We start from the raw sequence: 15547 nt of genomic DNA, 5'->3' as shown, positions 1-15547 counted from the left end.
CGTCCTGCTGTCTTTGCATTCAGGAAACATCATGACTGTCCGTCGTTTCTCGCCGGCCGCTGCCGGCCGTTTTTCTCCGTTTGCCCTCGATCCGCAATGCCTGCGCTGGCAGCGGGCCTTCGCCCTGTGCAGTGGTCTGGCCCTGACGGCGCCGCTGCTGGCGGCCGAGCCACAGGCGCCGGCTGCGCCCCTGCCACTGGCCGAACTCGAACCCACGGTGATCACCGCCGTGCAGCAGAGTTCGCCGCTCACGGTGCAGGCCAATCCCAAGGATGCCCGTCAGCCGGTGCCGGCCAGCGATGCCACCGATTACCTGAAGACCATCCCCGGTTTCTCCGCGATCCGCAGCGGCGGCACCAATGGTGACCCGGTGCTGCGCGGCATGTTCGGCTCGCGGATCAACCTGCGCAGCAACGGCGGCCTGATGCTCGGCGCCTGTCCGGGGCGCATGGATGCGCCGAGTTCCTACATCTCCCCGGAAACCTACGACAAGTTGACCGTGATCAAGGGTCCGCAGTCCGTGCTCTGGGGCCCCGGTGCCTCGGCCGGCACGGTGCTGTTCGAGCGCGAGCCGGAGCGCTTCGGCGAGCTGGGCAGCCGCCTGCATGCCAGCCTGCTCGGCGGCTCCAACGGGCGCTTCGACCGGGTGCTGGATGGCGCCGTCGGCGGCGAACAGGGCTACCTGCGCTTCGTCGGCAACCAGGCGCAGGCCGACGACTATGCCGATGGCGACGGCAACACGGTGCCGTCGCGCTGGAGCAAGTGGAACGGCGACGTCGCCCTCGGCTGGACGCCGGATGCCGACACCCTGGTCGAACTCAGCGCCGGCAAGGGCGACGGCGAGGCGCGCTACGCCGGGCGCAGCATGGACGGCGCACAGTTCGCCCGCGAAAGCCTCGCCCTGCGCATCGAGAAGAGCAACCTGGGCGGCACCCTGAACAAGCTGGAGGCGCAGCTCTACTACAACTACGCCGACCACGTGATGGACAACTTCAGCCTGCGCCAGCCCGACCCGGGCAGCATGATGCCCATGCCGATGGCCTCCCAGGTCGACCGCCGCACCACCGGCGGGCGCCTGGCCGCCACCTGGCTGTGGAGCGAGATGGAGCTGGTCGCCGGGGTCGATGCCCTGCGCAGCGAGCACCGGGCCCGCGCCTCCAGCTACCGCATGGCGATGATGGGCCAGCCGGCGCGGTACACCGATGCCGACCAGTTCCCCTGGACCAAGGACTCGGTGATGCACGACTACGGCGCCTTCGGCGAGCTGACCTGGCATGCCGCCGAGCGCAGCCGGGTGGTCGTCGGTGCGCGCCTGGACCACGCCGATGCCACGGACTACCGACAGACCGTCACGCACATGAGCGTGGCGCGGGCCAACCCGACCGCCGGCGAGCGCCGCAGCGACACCCTGCCCAGCGGCTTCGCCCGCTACGAGTACGACCTGGCCGATTCGCCGACCACCCTCTACGCCGGCCTCGGCCATGTGCAACGCTTCCCCGACTACTGGGAGCTGTATTCGCCCAAGCGCGCGCCGGTCGGCGAGGTCAATGCCTTCGACGGCATTCAGCCGGAGAAGACCACCCAGCTCGACTTCGGCCTGCAGTACGCCGGCGCAGGCCTGCAGGCCTGGGCCTCCGGCTACGTCGGCCAGGTGCGCGACTACATCCTGTTCAGCTACAGCCGCAACCCGATGGGCAGTCTGGTGTCCCAGGCCGACAACATCGATGCGCGCATCCTCGGCGGCGAGCTGGGCCTGGCCTACGACCTCACCGACAACTGGAACACCGACGCCACCCTGGCCTACGCCTGGGGCAAGAACAGTTCCGATGGCCAGGCCCTGCCGCAGATGCCGCCGCTGGAGGCGCGCCTGGGCCTGAACTACCAGCGTGACGACTGGAGTGCCGGCGCCCTGTGGCGTGTGGTGGCGGCGCAGAACCGGGTGGCCGAGGGCAAGGGCAACGTGGTCGGTCAGGACTTCGGCACGAGCGCCGGCTTCGCCGTGTTCTCCCTCAACGGCGCCTACCGGCTCAGCGAGCACCTCAAGCTCAGCGCCGGCATCGACAACCTGTTCGACCAGGACTACGCCGAACACCTCAACCGCGCCGGCGATGCCGGTTTCGGCTACCCGGCCGAGCCCGTGGCGATCGACGAGCCGGGGCGGACCCTGTGGACCAAGCTGGACCTGAGCTTCTGAGTCGGGCCTGGCCCCGTCCGCTCGTTGGCGGGCGGGGCCGCGCCTATTGTTGACGCCCATCAAGGACAGGCGTGACTACCCCGCGCAACCTGTTCAGGCACCCGGCGCCGCCAGCCCCGGGATCCTGTTCACTGGCGGGGAGATCGCCATGCGCCATACCCAACGCTTCGCTGCTTTCGCCCTCGGCCTCGGCCTGGCCAGCCACCTAGGCCTTGCCCTGGCCGCGCCGAGCGGCCGCGTCTACACCGCCAACGAGCGTGGCGCCTCGCTCAGCCAGGTGCAGCTCGACAGCGGCGAGGTGCGCACCATCGCCCTGCCCATCGCGCCGCACAATGTGCAGGTGTCCGCCGACGGCAGCCTGCTGCTGGCCGTGGGCATGCCCGCCCATGGCGCACATCACGCCGACGAGAGTGCCGGCGGGCAACTGCTGGTGTTCGCCACCGCCGCCCTCGACCAGCCGGTGTTCAGCCTGCCGGCGGGCGAGCATCCGGCCCATGTGGTGACCGACGCGGCGGGGCGGCGCGCCTTCGTGACCGACTCGGCGGCCGATCGCCTGCGGGTGTTCGACCTGCAGCAGCGGGCCGAAATCGCCAGCGTCGCGACCGGCCGCTATCCCCATGGCCTGCGCCTCAGTCCGGACGGGCGCACGCTGTACGTGGCCAATATGCGCGGCGACAGCGTATCGGTGATCGACAGCGCCGCGCTCAAGGAAACCGCGCAGATCGCCGTGGCCGGCGCACCGGTGCAGGTCGGCTTCACCCCGGACGGCCGCCAGGCGTTCGTCTCGCTGAGCGCGACCAACCAGCTGGGCATCATCGATACCGCCAGTCAGCGTCTGGTCGGCCGCGTCGGCGTCGGCCGCACGCCGATCCAGGTGATGGCCGGCGCCGACGGCCGGCAGGTCTATGTGGCCAACCAGGGCAGCAGCGAGAAGCCCGACGACCGGGTCTCGATCGTCGACCTGCAGGCGCGCCAGACCATCGGCAGCGTGACCACCGGCCAGGGCGCCCACGGCGTGGCCATCAGCAGCGACGGCGCCTATGTCTTCGTCAGCAATATCGAGGCGGGCAGTGTGTCGGTGATCGACACGGCCAGCCGCACGGTCGTCGCCACGCACCGGGTCGGCGCCGGGCCCAACGGCATCAGCTACGCCCCCGCGCAGGCCGAGTAGGCCGGGAGCGGCTAAGGTTGTTAGGAGTCAACGGTCGTTGGCCGGATGCAGGTTGCAAACGAAACCTTAGGTGGCTGCTCAGGCATGGTCTGGTTCCGCACTCATCAATCGCTGCTGGTACGCCTGGCCCTCGCGCTATGGCTGCTGGCCTGCGGGCTGGCGGCGAGCCAGGGTTGCCTGAGCCTGCCGCGCCATGACCCGAGCGCCACGCATGGGACCTACGCCGCGGGCCATGCCGCTGGCCACGCCGCGCATGCCACCGGTTGCCTGCAGTTTTGCGCCGACAGTGCCTCGGCCCTGAGTCCGTCGCCCGGCCTGCCCGGGCTCGATCCTGCTGCCTATGGCACCTGGCTGCCGTTGTCACTCCTGCTGCTGAGCGCCGTCGCCCCGGCCCTGTTTGCCAGCCTCGTCCTGCTCCGCCCCGCGCCGCCAAGGCCGCCCGCCCGCCTGCGTTTCGTCCGCCTCAACGCTTAGCCGGCCCCGCGCTGGCGCTGCCAGCCTTCCACACCGCGCCAGATGCCCCGGCGGTTTCGCTGCCGGGCCTTGTCTCCACCGTTCAGGAGTTTCCGGCATGATCCATCCGCTCCCCTCGCCCTCATTCTGGAGGAGCAAGCCCGCCATCGCCCTGGGCATGCTGCTGGTCATCGCGCTGTTCTACCTGGCCCGCGAGCACTACGGCCATATCTCCCAGCTGCTGCCCTATGTGATCCTCCTGCTGTGCCCGCTGATGCATCTGTTCGGCCATCACCATGGCGGTCACCGGCAGCATCGCGATGGGGCGCAGCCACCCGGGGACGACGACAGGAGCTGACCCATGCCCAGCCATGACCCTCACTCGCCCGTACCGGCACCCGAGCTGCGCGACCCGGTGTGCGGCATGCAGGTCGCCGCCGACAGCCGCTTCCAGGTGCAGCATGCCGGGCAGACCTGGCGCTTCTGCAGCGAGCACTGCCGGCTCAGGTTCACTGCCGAGCCGCAGCGCTACCTGACGCCCGCCGCACCGCCTGCGGCGACAGCCGCCAGCGCGGCGGGCGAGGGGGAATACACCTGCCCGATGCACCCGGAGGTCCGCCAGCGCGGCCCCGGCACCTGCCCCAAGTGCGGCATGGCCCTGGAACCGGTGCTGCCCGAGCTGGCGGAAGAGGCGAGTCCCGAACTGCGCGACTTCACCCGGCGCTTCTGGTGGAGCCTGCCGCTGACCCTGGCCGTCACCCTGCTGGCCATGGGCGGGCATGCGCTGAACCTGCTGCACGGCAGCCTGCAGAACTGGGTCGAGCTGATCCTCGCCACGCCGATCGTGCTCTGGGCCGGCTGGCCGTTCTACGTGCGCGGGTTGCGCTCGGTGCGCCTGCGCAGCCCGAACATGTGGACGCTGATCGGCCTCGGCACCGCCGCCGCCTTCCTCTACAGCCTGGCCGCCACCCTGGTGCCCGGCCTGTTTCCCGAGACCTTCCGGCAGGACGGACGCATCGGCGTGTACTACGAGGCGGCGGCGGTGATCATCTCGCTGACCCTGCTCGGGCAGATGCTCGAACTCAAGGCACGCTCGCAGACCTCGGCGGCGATCAAGGCGCTGCTCGGCCTGGCGCCCAGGACGGCGCGGCGGATCAACGCCGACGGCAGCGAAGAAGACATCGCCCTGGGCCAGGTACACGGCGGCGACACTTTGCGCGTACGCCCCGGCGAGAAGGTGCCGGTCGACGGTCAGGTGCTGCAGGGCGAAAGCGCGGTGGACGAGTCCATGCTCACAGGCGAGCCGTTGCCGGTGCTGAAGCGGGCCGGCGATCCGCTGATCGGCGCCACGCTCAACACCCATGGCAGCCTGGTGATGCAGGCGCAGAAGGTCGGCGCGGCCACCGTGCTCGCGCAGATCGTGCAGATGGTGGTGCAGGCGCAGCGCTCCAGGGCGCCGATGCAGCGTCTGGCCGATGTGATCGCCGGTTACTTCGTGCTGGTGGTGATTGCCATCGCCGCCCTGACCTTCCTCGGCTGGGGCCTGTGGGGGCCGCAGCCGAGCTGGGTGTTCGGCCTGATCAACGCGGTGGCGGTGCTGATCATCGCCTGCCCCTGCGCCCTCGGCCTGGCCACGCCGATGTCGGTGATGGTCGCCACCGGCAAGGCCGCCGGCAGCGGCGTGCTGTTCCGCGACGCGGCGGCGATCGAGAACCTGCGCAAGATCGACACCCTGATCGTCGACAAGACCGGCACCCTCACCGCGGGCCATCCGGCCTTCCACAGCGTCGAGCCGGCGCCCGGCTTCGCCGCCGACGAGGTGCTGCGCCTGGCCGCCAGCCTCGACCAGGCCAGCGAGCACCCCCTGGGCCGGGCCATCGTCGAGCAGGCCCGCGCCGCCGGGCTGAGCCTGAGCGCGGCGGAGAACTTCGTCTCGCTCTCCGGCATCGGCAACCGCGGACGGATCTCCGGGCGCCAGCTGCACCTGGGCAACAGCCTGCTGATGGCCGAGGCCGGGGTCGCCACCACGGCGCTGCAGGGCCGCGCCGAACAGCTGCGCGGCGACGGCACCAGCATCATGTACCTGGCGGTGGATGGCGTGCTGGCCGGCCTGCTGGCGGTGGCCGACCCGATCAAGCCGACCTCGCAACTGGCGGTCGAGCGCCTGCAGGCCGCCGGGGTGCGGGTCATCATGGCCACCGGCGACGGCCTCACCACCGCCCGCGCGGTGGCGCGCCAGCTGGGCATCGAAGAGGTCCACGGCGAGGTCAAGCCGCAGGACAAGGAGCGCCTGGTGGCTAGCCTGCAGCAGGCCGGGCGCCGGGTGGCGATGGCCGGCGACGGGATCAACGACGCCCCCGCCCTGGCCCGCGCCGACGTCGGCATCGCCATGGGCACCGGCACCGATGTGGCGATGCACAGCGCCCAGGTCACCCTGGTCAAGGGCGACCTGCTGGGCATCCTGCGCGCCCGTCGCCTGTCGCTGGCGACGGTGCGCAACATGCACCAGAACCTGAGCTTCGCCTTCCTCTACAACGCTATGGGCATTCCCCTGGCCGCCGGCCTGCTCTACCCGCTGAGCGGGCATCTGCTGTCGCCCATGATCGCCGCCCTGGCCATGAGCCTGAGTTCCGCCTCGGTGGTGTTCAATGCGTTACGCCTGCGCCGGGTCTCGCTCGATTGAGGGCGAAGGCGCTTGACCTTGCCATCGTGGCAAGGTCGAGGATGGGCGCAAGGCCCGGCGAACTGCGCCGGAGCCGGCCACAGGCAACGCTCAAGGGGGAATGTGTGATGAAGACTATCGAACTGCAGGTCGAGGGCATGAGCTGCGGCGCCTGCGTCAAGCGGGTCAGCGCCGCGCTGGGTTCGCTCGCCGGCGTCGGCGAGGTACGGGTCGACCTGGCTTCCGGCAAGGTCGGGGTCGCGGCGCAAGTCGACAGCCGGGAACTGCTGGCCGCCCTGCAACAGGCCGGCTACCCGGCCCGCGTGCTCGGCCCTGCCAATCCGGCCGAGGCCCGCCAGACCGGTGGCTGTGGCGGCGCCAGCTGCTGCTGCCGGTGACGCCGGCGGCCGATCAGTTCAGCCGGTACCGGGCGAGTTCCTCGGGCGAGAGCACGTGCATGCGCTGCGGGTCGATGCTGTGCATCTGCGCGACCAGGCCGCTCGGGATGCTCATTTCCTGGAGGTAGGCCGCCGGGTTGTAGCGCACTCCGTTGGCGGCCGACTCGGCTCGGGCCGAATCGCCGCCCGGGTAATAGGGCCGGTGGATGCCGACATAGCCGCGCACGGTCCTGGCGCGGCCGGCCGCCAGTAGGTAGACGCAGCTGCCCTGGCAGACGCCGGTGGACGGCACCAGGGTGCTGAAGCCGGTCTCGTGCAGCAGGCGGCCCATGCGGATGGCCTCCTGCACGCCGCCGCCGATGCTGTCCAGCAGCACGACCTTCTGCGCGTATTGGCCCGGGTTGTCCTTGATGCCCTGCAGCAGCGCCTCGTAGTCGCCGGGGGCGATGTCTTCCGAGACCTTGGCCACCAGCATGCGGCCGATGCTCTTGTGCTGCACGGCTTGCACCTCCACCTTGGCCTGCGCGGTGGCTGTGCCCAGGGCGGCGGTGCAGAGGAGGGCGGCCCGGATTAAGCGGCTGTTCATGGTGCAGGTAGGTCCTCGGGAGCGGCGGGGGAGGCGCCGAAGATACCTGCAAGTGGCGCGGCCCGCACTAGGCGGATGGCTGGCCGGCATGCCGGCTCGCGCGTCTATGCCCGTTAGGCTGGGATCAGTAACATGGCTGCCACCTAGAACAACAAGAACCCGGCCTCCGCGCCGCGGTTCGCCCTCCGCGAGTAGCGTGCCGATGCTGATCAACTCCAAGCGGCGCCTGGTGGCCGTCATTGCGGTCTTGAGTACGCTGTCCTTGCTGGCCGGTACCGCGACCTTCCTGCACAGCCTGAACATGCTGCGCCAGGAGGTGGAAAATACCTTCCACAGCCGGGCCGCCCTGATCGGCACCTTCGTCACCCTGCACCGTGATCAGGTCGCGGTGATGCGCAACCTGCTGGTCGACAACTATCGGGCGCCCGCCGTCCGGGCCGACCTGCCACAGCGGCTGCGGGAGCGGCCCGAGTACCGGGTCTGGGAGCTGGAGGATACGCAGGGGCAGCTCGCCGGGCGCCTGAGCGGGAATGCCGCGCTGCCGCTGAGCGAGGCGCAACTGCTGGAGGTGCAGGCGGCGCTGACGCTGGATGCGCAGATGCGCCCGGCGCTCGAGTTCCACGAGGCCGTGGTCTGGCTGTACTACCTGTCGGCCAGCGGCTTCATCTACATGGCGCCGGACAGCCCGCTCGGCAATTTCCACTTCACCCCCGAGCTGTATCGGCGCGACTACTGGCGCGAGTCCGCTCCCGCGCTGAACCCGCAGCGGCGGATGATCCTCGATGGCCCCTACCAGGATGCCGCCGGCCAGGGCTGGATCTTCACCTTCGCCCAGCCGGTGTATGCCGGGGAGCGTTTCCTCGGTGTGGTCGCCCTGGATCTGCGTCTGGATACCCTGCAGCAGCTGGTGGTGCTGGGTGAGGCGGCCGGCGAAACCATGCTGGTCAGCGAGAACGCCCACCTGGTCGCCCGGCCCGGCGGCTTCGAGCCCGGCACGCACCTGCGCCCGCCCCTCGGCGACCGCCCAGTCGACTGGCATGCCGACGAGCAGGGCAACCACTGGCTCAGCGCGCCGGTGGTCGCCGACGAGTTGTGGGCGGTGCATCGGCTCGAGCCTCACACCCTGCTCTGGGCGGCCGTGCGCGAAAGCGCACCGACCTGGCTGCTGATCCTCATGCTCGGCTTGCTCTGCCTGTTCGCCTGGCGGCTAATGGGGGCGCTCGCCCAGATGACCCGCATGACCCATGTCGACCCGCTGACCCAGACCCTCAACCGCCGCGGCTTCTATGAAAAGGCCGGGGTGGCGCTGGCCCTGGCGGCGCGCAAGCGGCTGGTGCCCGCCGTGCTGCTGATGGATATCGACCACTTCAAGACGATCAACGACAGCTACGGGCATGCGGTCGGCGACAGCGTGCTCAAGCAGCTGGGCGGTCACCTGTGCAAGGCCTGCCGGCCCTTCGACCTGGTGTGCCGCTGGGGCGGCGAGGAGTTCGTCATCGTCCTGCTGCTCGATGCGCCGGCCCAGGCGCGCCAGTCTGCCGAGCGCATGCGCGAGGCGGCCCAGCGCACGCGGATCCAGCCGGGGGATCGGCCGGTGACCCTGAGCGGCGGCCTGGTCCTGCTCGGCGAGGGGGAAAGCCTGGATCAGGCCATCAAGCGCGCGGACCAGTGGCTCTACAGCGCCAAGGCCAACGGGCGCAATCACATCGAGCATGATCCGGGGCTGTGACGCCGCAGCCGTCCAGTTACCGGCCGTTCGACGGCTCCGCCTGCCGCGACAAGGGCACGCCTGCGCGACCCGGCCCCGCGCGCAGGCCCGGGTTTTGGCCGTTTCCCTGTTCCTGGCTGGCCGTTTGAGACCTCATACGCCGCGCGACGCTGTTTTAGTGTGAATGGCATCGAGATCAACAGGCGTTCGGAGGGGGCTATGCAGGCAGGGCAGAACTGGGGCCGAAGGTGGCGCGGCCTGGCCGCCATGCTGGGGCTGTGCGCGCTGCTGGGCGGTTGTGGCGAAGAGGCCGGCGCACCGGCGCCTACGGGCGCTGCGCAGGCCGTGCCGGCCGATGCGGCGCTGGCGCAGCTGTATGGCGCCAGTTGCCGGCAGTGCCATGCCAACCCGGCTGCCGGCGCGCCGCTGACCGGCGATGCCGTGGCCTGGACGCCGCGCCTGGCCAAGGGCCTGGATACCCTACTGGAGCACAGCATCAATGGCTTCCAGGGCATGCCGCCGATGGGGCTGTGCATGCAGTGCACGGAGCAGGAGTTCCGGGCGCTGATCGAGTTCATGGCGGCAGTGCCGACGGAGGGCCGCTGACATGGGCCAGCCGTTCTCCCGTCGCCAGCTGTTGCAGCGTGCCAGCCTGCTGGGCGCCTGCCTGGCGCTGCCGGCCCGCTCGCTGTGGGCCGAAACCGCGCCGGCGCCGCGCCTCATGCCCTGGCGCAACTGGTCCGGTGCGCAGAGCTGCCTGCCGCTGGAGCGGCTGGCGCCGAAGGATCTCGACGAGCTGGTGCAGGTCATCCGCCAGGCCCCGGGCAAGATCCGCCCGGTCGGCTCGGGGCATTCCTTCAGCGCGCTGGTGCCCACCGACGGTACCCTGCTCTCGCTCAGCCACTTCGCCGGCCTGTTGGCGCATGATCGACAGACTCTGCAGGCCGAGTTCGCCGGCGGCACGCCGATGGCGCAGATGGGCGCGCCGTTGCAGGCGGTTGGCCAGGCGCTGGTCAACATGGCCGACATCGACTACCAGACGCTGGCCGGGGCGATCGCCACCTCGACCCATGGCACCGGCATCGGTTTCGGCTCCTATTCCGCCCAGGTCTGCGGCCTGCAACTGGTCAGCGCCGCCGGCGAGGTGCTCGACTGCAGTCGCGCGCGCAACCCCGAGCTGTTCGACGCCGCGCGCGTGTCGCTCGGCGCGCTGGGCGTGGTGACCCGCGTGCGCCTGCAGAACCGCGCCGCCTACCGGCTGCGCGAGCGCCAGTGGCTCGCCAGGACCGAGGAGCTGCTGGAGGATGTCGACAACCTCAAGCGCGACAACCAGCACTGGGAAATGCTGGTGGTCACCCATTCCGACTACGCGCTGGCGGTGGCGCTGAACGAGACCGAGGACCCGAGCACGCCGCCGCTGCCGCCGGACGAGGAGGGCGGCAACGGCTTCATCGGGCTGATCGAGGGGCTGGACAAGCACCTCAGCGATTACCCCGACCTGCGCCGCAGCCTGCTGAACAACATGCGCCATCTGGCCAGCTTCGAGGACCGGGTGGGCGACGCCCATGACATCTTCGCCAATGTGCGCAACGTGCGCTTCAACGAGATGGAGTACTCGGTGCCGGCCGAGCACGGCCCGGCCTGCCTGCGCGAGATCCTCAAGCGCATCGACGACGGCAACCTGCGCACCTGGTTCCCCATCGAGTATCGCTACGTCAAGGCCGACGACATCCCCCTGAGCATGTTCGAGGGGCGCGACAGTTGCGCGATCTCGGTGCACCAGCACTATGCGATGGACCATCACAACTTCTTCGCCGCGATCGAGCCGATCTTCTGGAAGTACCAGGGCCGGCCGCACTGGGGCAAGTTGCACAGCCTGGGCGCCCGCCAGCTGGAGGCGCTGTACCCGCGCTGGAAGGCATTCACCGAGGTGCGCCAGGCGCTGGACCCGCACGGCCGCTTCGTCAACGCGCACCTGGCCGGCCTGTTCGGTCTCGGTTGAGGAGGAACGATGAAGCGACGCGCATTCGTACTGGCCGGTCTGGGCGCCGGCGGGCTGCTGGCCGCCGCCTGGCTGCGCCCGGGGGACCAGGGGCGGCCGCACGACGCCTACTTCCAGGCGCTGAACCGGGAGCTGAAGGCCCACGGGCCGATGCGCCCGGCGCTGGTGATCGACCTCGACCGGCTCGACCACAACATCGAGGTGGTGCGCCAGTTCCTCGCGCGCAGCGGCAAGCAGCTGCGCCTGGTGGAAAAGTCGCTGCCGGCCCCCGAGCTGTTGCGCTACATCGGCGAGCGCCTCGGCACCCGGCGGCTGATGTCCTTCCACCAGCCCTTTCTCAATCACGATGCGCGCCTGTTTCCCGAGGCCGACATCCTGCTCGGCAAGCCGCTGCCGGTGCGCTCGGCGCAGCTGTTCTACGCGCAGCACCGCGGCCCGTTCGACCCGGCCCGCCAGCTGCAGTGGCTGATCGACAGCCGCGAACGCCTGCAGCAGTACCTGGCGCTGGCCCAGGGGCTGGGCACGCGGCTGCGCATCAACATCGAGCTGGACGTCGGCCTGCATCGCGGCGGCGTGGGCGACACCCAGGCGCTGGCGCCGCTGCTGCAGCTGATCGCGGATAACCCGCGGCACCTGGAGTTCGCCGGGTTCATGGGCTACGACCCGTTCGTCGGCATGAACCTGCCGGAGCTGCTCGGCACCCAGGACGAACTGCTGGCCAAGGTGATGGCGCTGTACCAGCGCCAGGTGGACTTCACCCGCCAGCGCTTCCCCGGCCTGTGGCGCGAGGGGCTGACCCTGAACACCGCCGGCAGCCCCAGCTACCGCGCCCATGAGCGCGAGTCGCTGAGCAGTGAGGTGGCGATCGGCACCGGCTTGCTCAAGCCCAGCCATTACGACCTGCCGTCGCTGGCCGAGCATGAACCGGCGCTATTTATCGCCACGCCGGTGCTCAAACACACGGGGGCGCTGCGCATCCCGGCGCTGGATGAGCAGTCCCGGCTGTTCTCCTGGTGGGACGTCAACCAGCGCGAAACCTTCTTCATCTATGGCGGCAACTGGATGGCCGACCCGGTGTCGCCCGCCGGGCTGCAACTGAGTGGCCTGTATGGGCGCAGCTCGAACCAGGAACTGGTCAATGGCTCGCCGGCGGTGGGGCTGGCGGTGGACGACCAGGTGTTCCTGCGGCCGACCCAGAGCGAGTCGGTGCTGCTGCAGTTCGGCGACCTGCTGGCCGTGCGCGCGGGCCGGATCGTCGAGCGCTGGCCGGTGTACCAGGAGTCCTGAGTAGGCCGCGCCGTGCGCCCCGATTGGCGTGGCGCAGCGCTGCGCCCGGCGCGCCCACGGGGCAGGGCATCAGGGTTCCTGAACGATACGCTGCTTCGCCGTGCGCGGCGTCACCCCGGTCCAGCGCTTGAAGGCGCGGCGGAAGTTGCGCACGTCGCTGAAGCCGGTGGCGCAGGCCACGTCGATCAGCCGGTTGTCGCGCTGGCCGAGCAGTTGCAAGGCGCGAGTCCGCCGCAGCTCGTCGACTATGCCGTAGTAGCTCAGGCCCGCCTCGCCGATGCGCCGGCGCAGGGTGCGTTCGCTCAGGTTCAACTGGCTGGCCAGCTGGTTCAGCGAAGGCGGCGCGCCGAGGTTCTTGCGCACCTCGCGCTCGATGGTTTCGACCAGGTCGCTCAGTCCCTGGTCCTGGCGAATGGTGCCGTCCAGCAGCAGGCAGGTCTCGGCGACGACATAGTCGTCGCGGGTCGGCAGCGGCAACTCCAGCCACTCGATCGGGAACTGCATCAGGTTGTGCGCGCCGGAAAAGCGCAGCGGGCAGCGGAACAGCTCGGCATAGCGCTGCGCGTGGGGCGGGCTGGGGTGCTGCACCTCGATGCGGCTGGCGACCAGGTCCTGGCCGGTGAGGAAACGCACGATGGCCAGGCTGCTGGAAAACGCCTCCTCCAGGTAGAACGCCGCCACTTCCTGGTCGAAGAAGCGCGGCGTGGCGTAGATCAGCACCTGGTTGCCGGCGAATTCCATGCGGTAGTCGAGCAGGCTGCCGATGTGCCACTGGTAGCGCAGCGCCAGTTGCAGCGCCGTGCCCAGGTCCGGGCAGGCCAGCATGGCCAGCCCCACCAGGCCCCAGGACACCGGCGTCTGCCGGCTGCCGACCGTCAGGCCCAGGCCGCTGTCGCCGAGCAGTTGCTGGGCGCGGCGCACCAGCTGGTAGCTCTGGCGGAAGGACAGGCGGTAGTCCGGGCGTTTCAGATCCTCCGGGGCGAAGCCCAGGCCACGGCACAGCAGCGCCGGGTCATGGCCGCAGGCGACCACGTACTGCAGCAGGAAGCGGGAGATCTGCGGTGGCGCCGAGGCCTCCGAGTAGCGCGGATCGACTATGGGTTTCATTGCCTGTGCCCCCTGACTGCCCGAACGGTTGTCGTCGGGCAGTGTGCCGCAAATGCCGGGCGAGGAATGTGTTTGCAAATGTGACGGGCCTTCTGGGCCCTCTTTTTTGTCCGTTTTGGCCCCATGCCGGTTTTTTTGTTGCCGTTAATTTCAACCAGACTCAGGAGGGGCATATGTCATACAACAAAAGCAAGATGGCATTGGCAATTGGGCTGGGGCTGTGGGGGATGCAGCTGCAGGCTTTCGAGATCGATACGGGGCCCAATCTGACGACCTCGCTGGAGAGCGTCGCCGAGTTCACTTCGGTGTACCGCACCAGCGCGCCCGAACGCATCGAGAGCGGTGGGCAGAACGTCTTCATCAACAACAACGACGGCAGCGAGTACTACGACACCGGCTTCGTCTCCAACGAGTTCAAGCTGACCTCGGAGCTGCATGTGCGCACCGAGCAGGATGGCCTGTTCGTCCGAGGCACCGCCTGGTACGACACGCAGATCATGGATCACGATCCCAGCGGCGACGCTTTCGACACCCACAACACCGACAGCGACCAGCGCTATCCCTCCGACCTGGAGAACCGCGCCGGCCATCGGGCGCGCCTGCTCGATGCGTATATCTATACCAACCGCTACCTCGGCGAGATGCCGGCCAGCCTGCGCCTGGGCCGCCAGGTGATCAACTGGGGCGAGGGCATCTATTACGCCGACGGCATCAACGTGATCAACCCGGTGGACATCGGCCGGGTGGTGCTGCCCAACGCCAGTCTCAAGGATGCCCTGCTGCCGACCAACATGGTTTCGGCTCAGCTCGGCCTCAGCGACGCGTTCAACGTCGAGGCCTTCTATGGCCTGGAGTGGAAGGGCCACGAACTGATCCCCACCGGCGCCTTCCTCAACAACCAGGACTACTTCGGCAAGGGCAGCAACGGCGTGCTGGTCGACTTGCGGGGCGAGCTGGGCGGCCTGGCCGAGCTGGTGCCGGGGCTCAACGGCGAGAACGGCATAGTCGCCGGCGCCCGCTATGGCGAGGAGCACGATGCCCGCGACGACGGCCAGTTCGGCATCGCTCTGCGTTACCTGGTGGAGCAGTGGAACAACACCGAATTCAGCCTGTATTACCTCAACTACCACAGCAAGGTGCCGTTCCTGAGTATCCAGAAGGGCCAGTCGTTTGCCTGTTCGGCGGGCACGGGCGGGCGCTTCAGCGAGGTGTGCGGGCTGGCCCAGGCCTTCGATCCGGCCTCGGTGCCGCTGGTCGATGGCCTGGCCCTGCTCGACAGCACCTACTACGACTTCATCTATCCCGAGGACATTCGCCTGTTCGGCCTCAGCGTGTCCGGCACCGTCGGCGATACCAGCGTGGCCGGCGAGCTGGCCTACCGGCCCAATGCGCCACTGGAACCCTCGATGATCTATGAGCTGGAGGCCCTGGCCGGGGGCGCGCTGGGCGCCGGCGGGGCGAGCGGTGGCAGCATCGACCTGGGCGAGTTCGGCGACGGTTCGGCCAATGACCCGCGGCGCAGCATCGATCTGTACAAGCGCCACGAGCTGTACACCGGCTCGCTCTCGACCATCCACACCTTCGGTCCGCTGCTGGGCCTGGATGACCTGATCATGCTCGGCGAGGTGGCTTTCAACCATGTGCCGGGCAGCCTGCTCGACTCGGCCAACTACGCCTACCTGGACTCCTTCGCCTGGGGCTACACGGTGAACTTCTCCGGCCTGGTCCAGGACGTGCGCCCGAACTTCGACCTGCTGCCGGGGCTGACCTTCCGCCAGGACGTGTCCGGGACCTCGCCGTCGCTCAACGAGAACTTCATCCAGGGGCGCAAGTCGGCGACGCTCGAACTGGGCGCCAAGTACGGCCAGAAGCTGGCCGGCAAGCTCGGTTACACCTCGTTCTGGGGGGCGCGCAAGGATAACGCGCTGATCGACCGTGACCACGTCGCCCTCAACCTCTCCTACTCCTTCTGACGGCAG

The 15547-nt window shown here is 69.4% G+C and carries 13 protein-coding genes; 11 read left to right on the top strand and 2 right to left on the bottom strand.

Annotation, left to right across the window (positions count from 1 at the left end; genetic code table 11):
* The first annotated feature begins 31 nt into the window (after positions 1–31).
* The 6 genes from F3I62_RS07395 (at position 32) to F3I62_RS07370 (ending at position 6878) form a co-directional block, all read left to right on the top strand.
* A complete protein-coding gene (locus F3I62_RS07395) occupies positions 32–2194 on the top strand; it encodes a TonB-dependent copper receptor (RefSeq protein WP_160488996.1) in 2163 nt (720 codons plus the stop codon).
* A gap of 148 nt (positions 2195–2342) precedes the next feature.
* On the top strand, positions 2343–3365 hold the full coding sequence (locus F3I62_RS07390) for a cytochrome D1 domain-containing protein (RefSeq protein WP_160488995.1): 1023 nt from the start codon (positions 2343–2345) through the stop codon (positions 3363–3365).
* 84 nt (positions 3366–3449) lie between these two features.
* A complete protein-coding gene (locus F3I62_RS07385; protein ID WP_160488994.1) occupies positions 3450–3839 on the top strand; it encodes a hypothetical protein in 390 nt (129 codons plus the stop codon).
* Positions 3840–3936: 97 nt separating this feature from the next.
* Positions 3937–4176 (top strand): DUF2933 domain-containing protein, encoded by a 240-nt coding sequence (locus F3I62_RS07380; protein WP_160488993.1) that lies wholly within the window; start codon positions 3937–3939, stop codon positions 4174–4176.
* Positions 4177–4179: 3 nt separating this feature from the next.
* Positions 4180–6501: a heavy metal translocating P-type ATPase gene (locus F3I62_RS07375; RefSeq protein ID WP_160488992.1), complete on the top strand. Its 2322-nt coding sequence runs from the start codon at positions 4180–4182 to the stop codon at positions 6499–6501.
* Between the two features lie 107 nt (positions 6502–6608).
* Complete coding sequence (locus F3I62_RS07370) at positions 6609–6878, top strand: heavy-metal-associated domain-containing protein (protein WP_160488991.1); 270 nt, start codon at positions 6609–6611, stop codon at positions 6876–6878.
* A 13-nt stretch (positions 6879–6891) separates the two neighbouring features.
* Here F3I62_RS07370 and F3I62_RS07365 read toward each other — a convergent pair whose 3' ends face one another.
* Entirely contained in the window at positions 6892–7464 is a 573-nt protein-coding gene (locus F3I62_RS07365) for a hypothetical protein (RefSeq protein ID WP_160488990.1), read from the bottom strand.
* 202 nt (positions 7465–7666) lie between these two features.
* On the opposite strand from F3I62_RS07365, the gene F3I62_RS07360 reads away from it, so the two are divergent.
* From F3I62_RS07360 to F3I62_RS07345, 4 genes are all read left to right on the top strand, one after another.
* Positions 7667–9193: a diguanylate cyclase gene (locus tag F3I62_RS07360; RefSeq protein ID WP_160488989.1), complete on the top strand. Its 1527-nt coding sequence runs from the start codon at positions 7667–7669 to the stop codon at positions 9191–9193.
* Between the two features lie 198 nt (positions 9194–9391).
* Entirely contained in the window at positions 9392–9778 is a 387-nt protein-coding gene (locus F3I62_RS07355; protein ID WP_160488988.1) for a cytochrome c5 family protein, read from the top strand.
* Positions 9779–9893: 115 nt separating this feature from the next.
* Positions 9894–11174, top strand: coding sequence for a D-arabinono-1,4-lactone oxidase (locus tag F3I62_RS07350; protein ID WP_256667691.1), 1281 nt, complete (start codon positions 9894–9896; stop codon positions 11172–11174).
* Between the two features lie 72 nt (positions 11175–11246).
* On the top strand, positions 11247–12461 hold the full coding sequence (locus F3I62_RS07345; protein WP_160489054.1) for a DSD1 family PLP-dependent enzyme: 1215 nt from the start codon (positions 11247–11249) through the stop codon (positions 12459–12461).
* Positions 12462–12530: 69 nt separating this feature from the next.
* On the opposite strand, the gene F3I62_RS07340 is transcribed toward F3I62_RS07345, so the two are convergent.
* Positions 12531–13568: an AraC family transcriptional regulator gene (locus tag F3I62_RS07340; protein WP_160488986.1), complete on the bottom strand. Its 1038-nt coding sequence runs from the start codon at positions 13566–13568 to the stop codon at positions 12531–12533.
* A 173-nt stretch (positions 13569–13741) separates the two neighbouring features.
* On the opposite strand from F3I62_RS07340, the gene F3I62_RS07335 reads away from it, so the two are divergent.
* Positions 13742–15541 carry a DUF1302 domain-containing protein gene (locus F3I62_RS07335; RefSeq protein ID WP_160488985.1) on the top strand — a complete coding sequence of 600 codons (1800 nt, stop codon included), beginning with the start codon at positions 13742–13744 and terminating at the stop codon, positions 15539–15541.
* Positions 15542–15547 lie beyond the last annotated feature (6 nt).

The sequence above is a fragment of the Pseudomonas sp. R-28-1W-6 genome, assembly GCF_009799925.1.
Classification (GTDB): domain Bacteria; phylum Pseudomonadota; class Gammaproteobacteria; order Pseudomonadales; family Pseudomonadaceae; genus Aquipseudomonas.
This window is presented reverse-complemented; position numbering and strand designations above follow the sequence as displayed.

What these genes read in the sequence shown, in the direction of transcription:
- F3I62_RS07365 (WP_160488990.1), bottom strand. Translation starts at nt 7,464, where the DNA reads ATGAACAGCCGCTTAATCCGGGCCGCCCTCCTCTGCACCGCCGCCCTG.
- F3I62_RS07370 (WP_160488991.1), top strand. Translation starts at nt 6,609, where the DNA reads ATGAAGACTATCGAACTGCAGGTCGAGGGCATGAGCTGCGGCGCCTGC.
- F3I62_RS07340 (WP_160488986.1), bottom strand. Translation starts at nt 13,568, where the DNA reads ATGAAACCCATAGTCGATCCGCGCTACTCGGAGGCCTCGGCGCCACCG.
- F3I62_RS07380 (WP_160488993.1), top strand. Translation starts at nt 3,937, where the DNA reads ATGATCCATCCGCTCCCCTCGCCCTCATTCTGGAGGAGCAAGCCCGCC.
- F3I62_RS07360 (WP_160488989.1), top strand. Translation starts at nt 7,667, where the DNA reads ATGCTGATCAACTCCAAGCGGCGCCTGGTGGCCGTCATTGCGGTCTTG.
- F3I62_RS07350 (WP_256667691.1), top strand. Translation starts at nt 9,894, where the DNA reads ATGCCCTGGCGCAACTGGTCCGGTGCGCAGAGCTGCCTGCCGCTGGAG.
- F3I62_RS07355 (WP_160488988.1), top strand. Translation starts at nt 9,392, where the DNA reads ATGCAGGCAGGGCAGAACTGGGGCCGAAGGTGGCGCGGCCTGGCCGCC.
- F3I62_RS07390 (WP_160488995.1), top strand. Translation starts at nt 2,343, where the DNA reads ATGCGCCATACCCAACGCTTCGCTGCTTTCGCCCTCGGCCTCGGCCTG.
- F3I62_RS07375 (WP_160488992.1), top strand. Translation starts at nt 4,180, where the DNA reads ATGCCCAGCCATGACCCTCACTCGCCCGTACCGGCACCCGAGCTGCGC.
- F3I62_RS07385 (WP_160488994.1), top strand. Translation starts at nt 3,450, where the DNA reads ATGGTCTGGTTCCGCACTCATCAATCGCTGCTGGTACGCCTGGCCCTC.
- F3I62_RS07395 (WP_160488996.1), top strand. Translation starts at nt 32, where the DNA reads ATGACTGTCCGTCGTTTCTCGCCGGCCGCTGCCGGCCGTTTTTCTCCG.
- F3I62_RS07335 (WP_160488985.1), top strand. Translation starts at nt 13,742, where the DNA reads ATGTCATACAACAAAAGCAAGATGGCATTGGCAATTGGGCTGGGGCTG.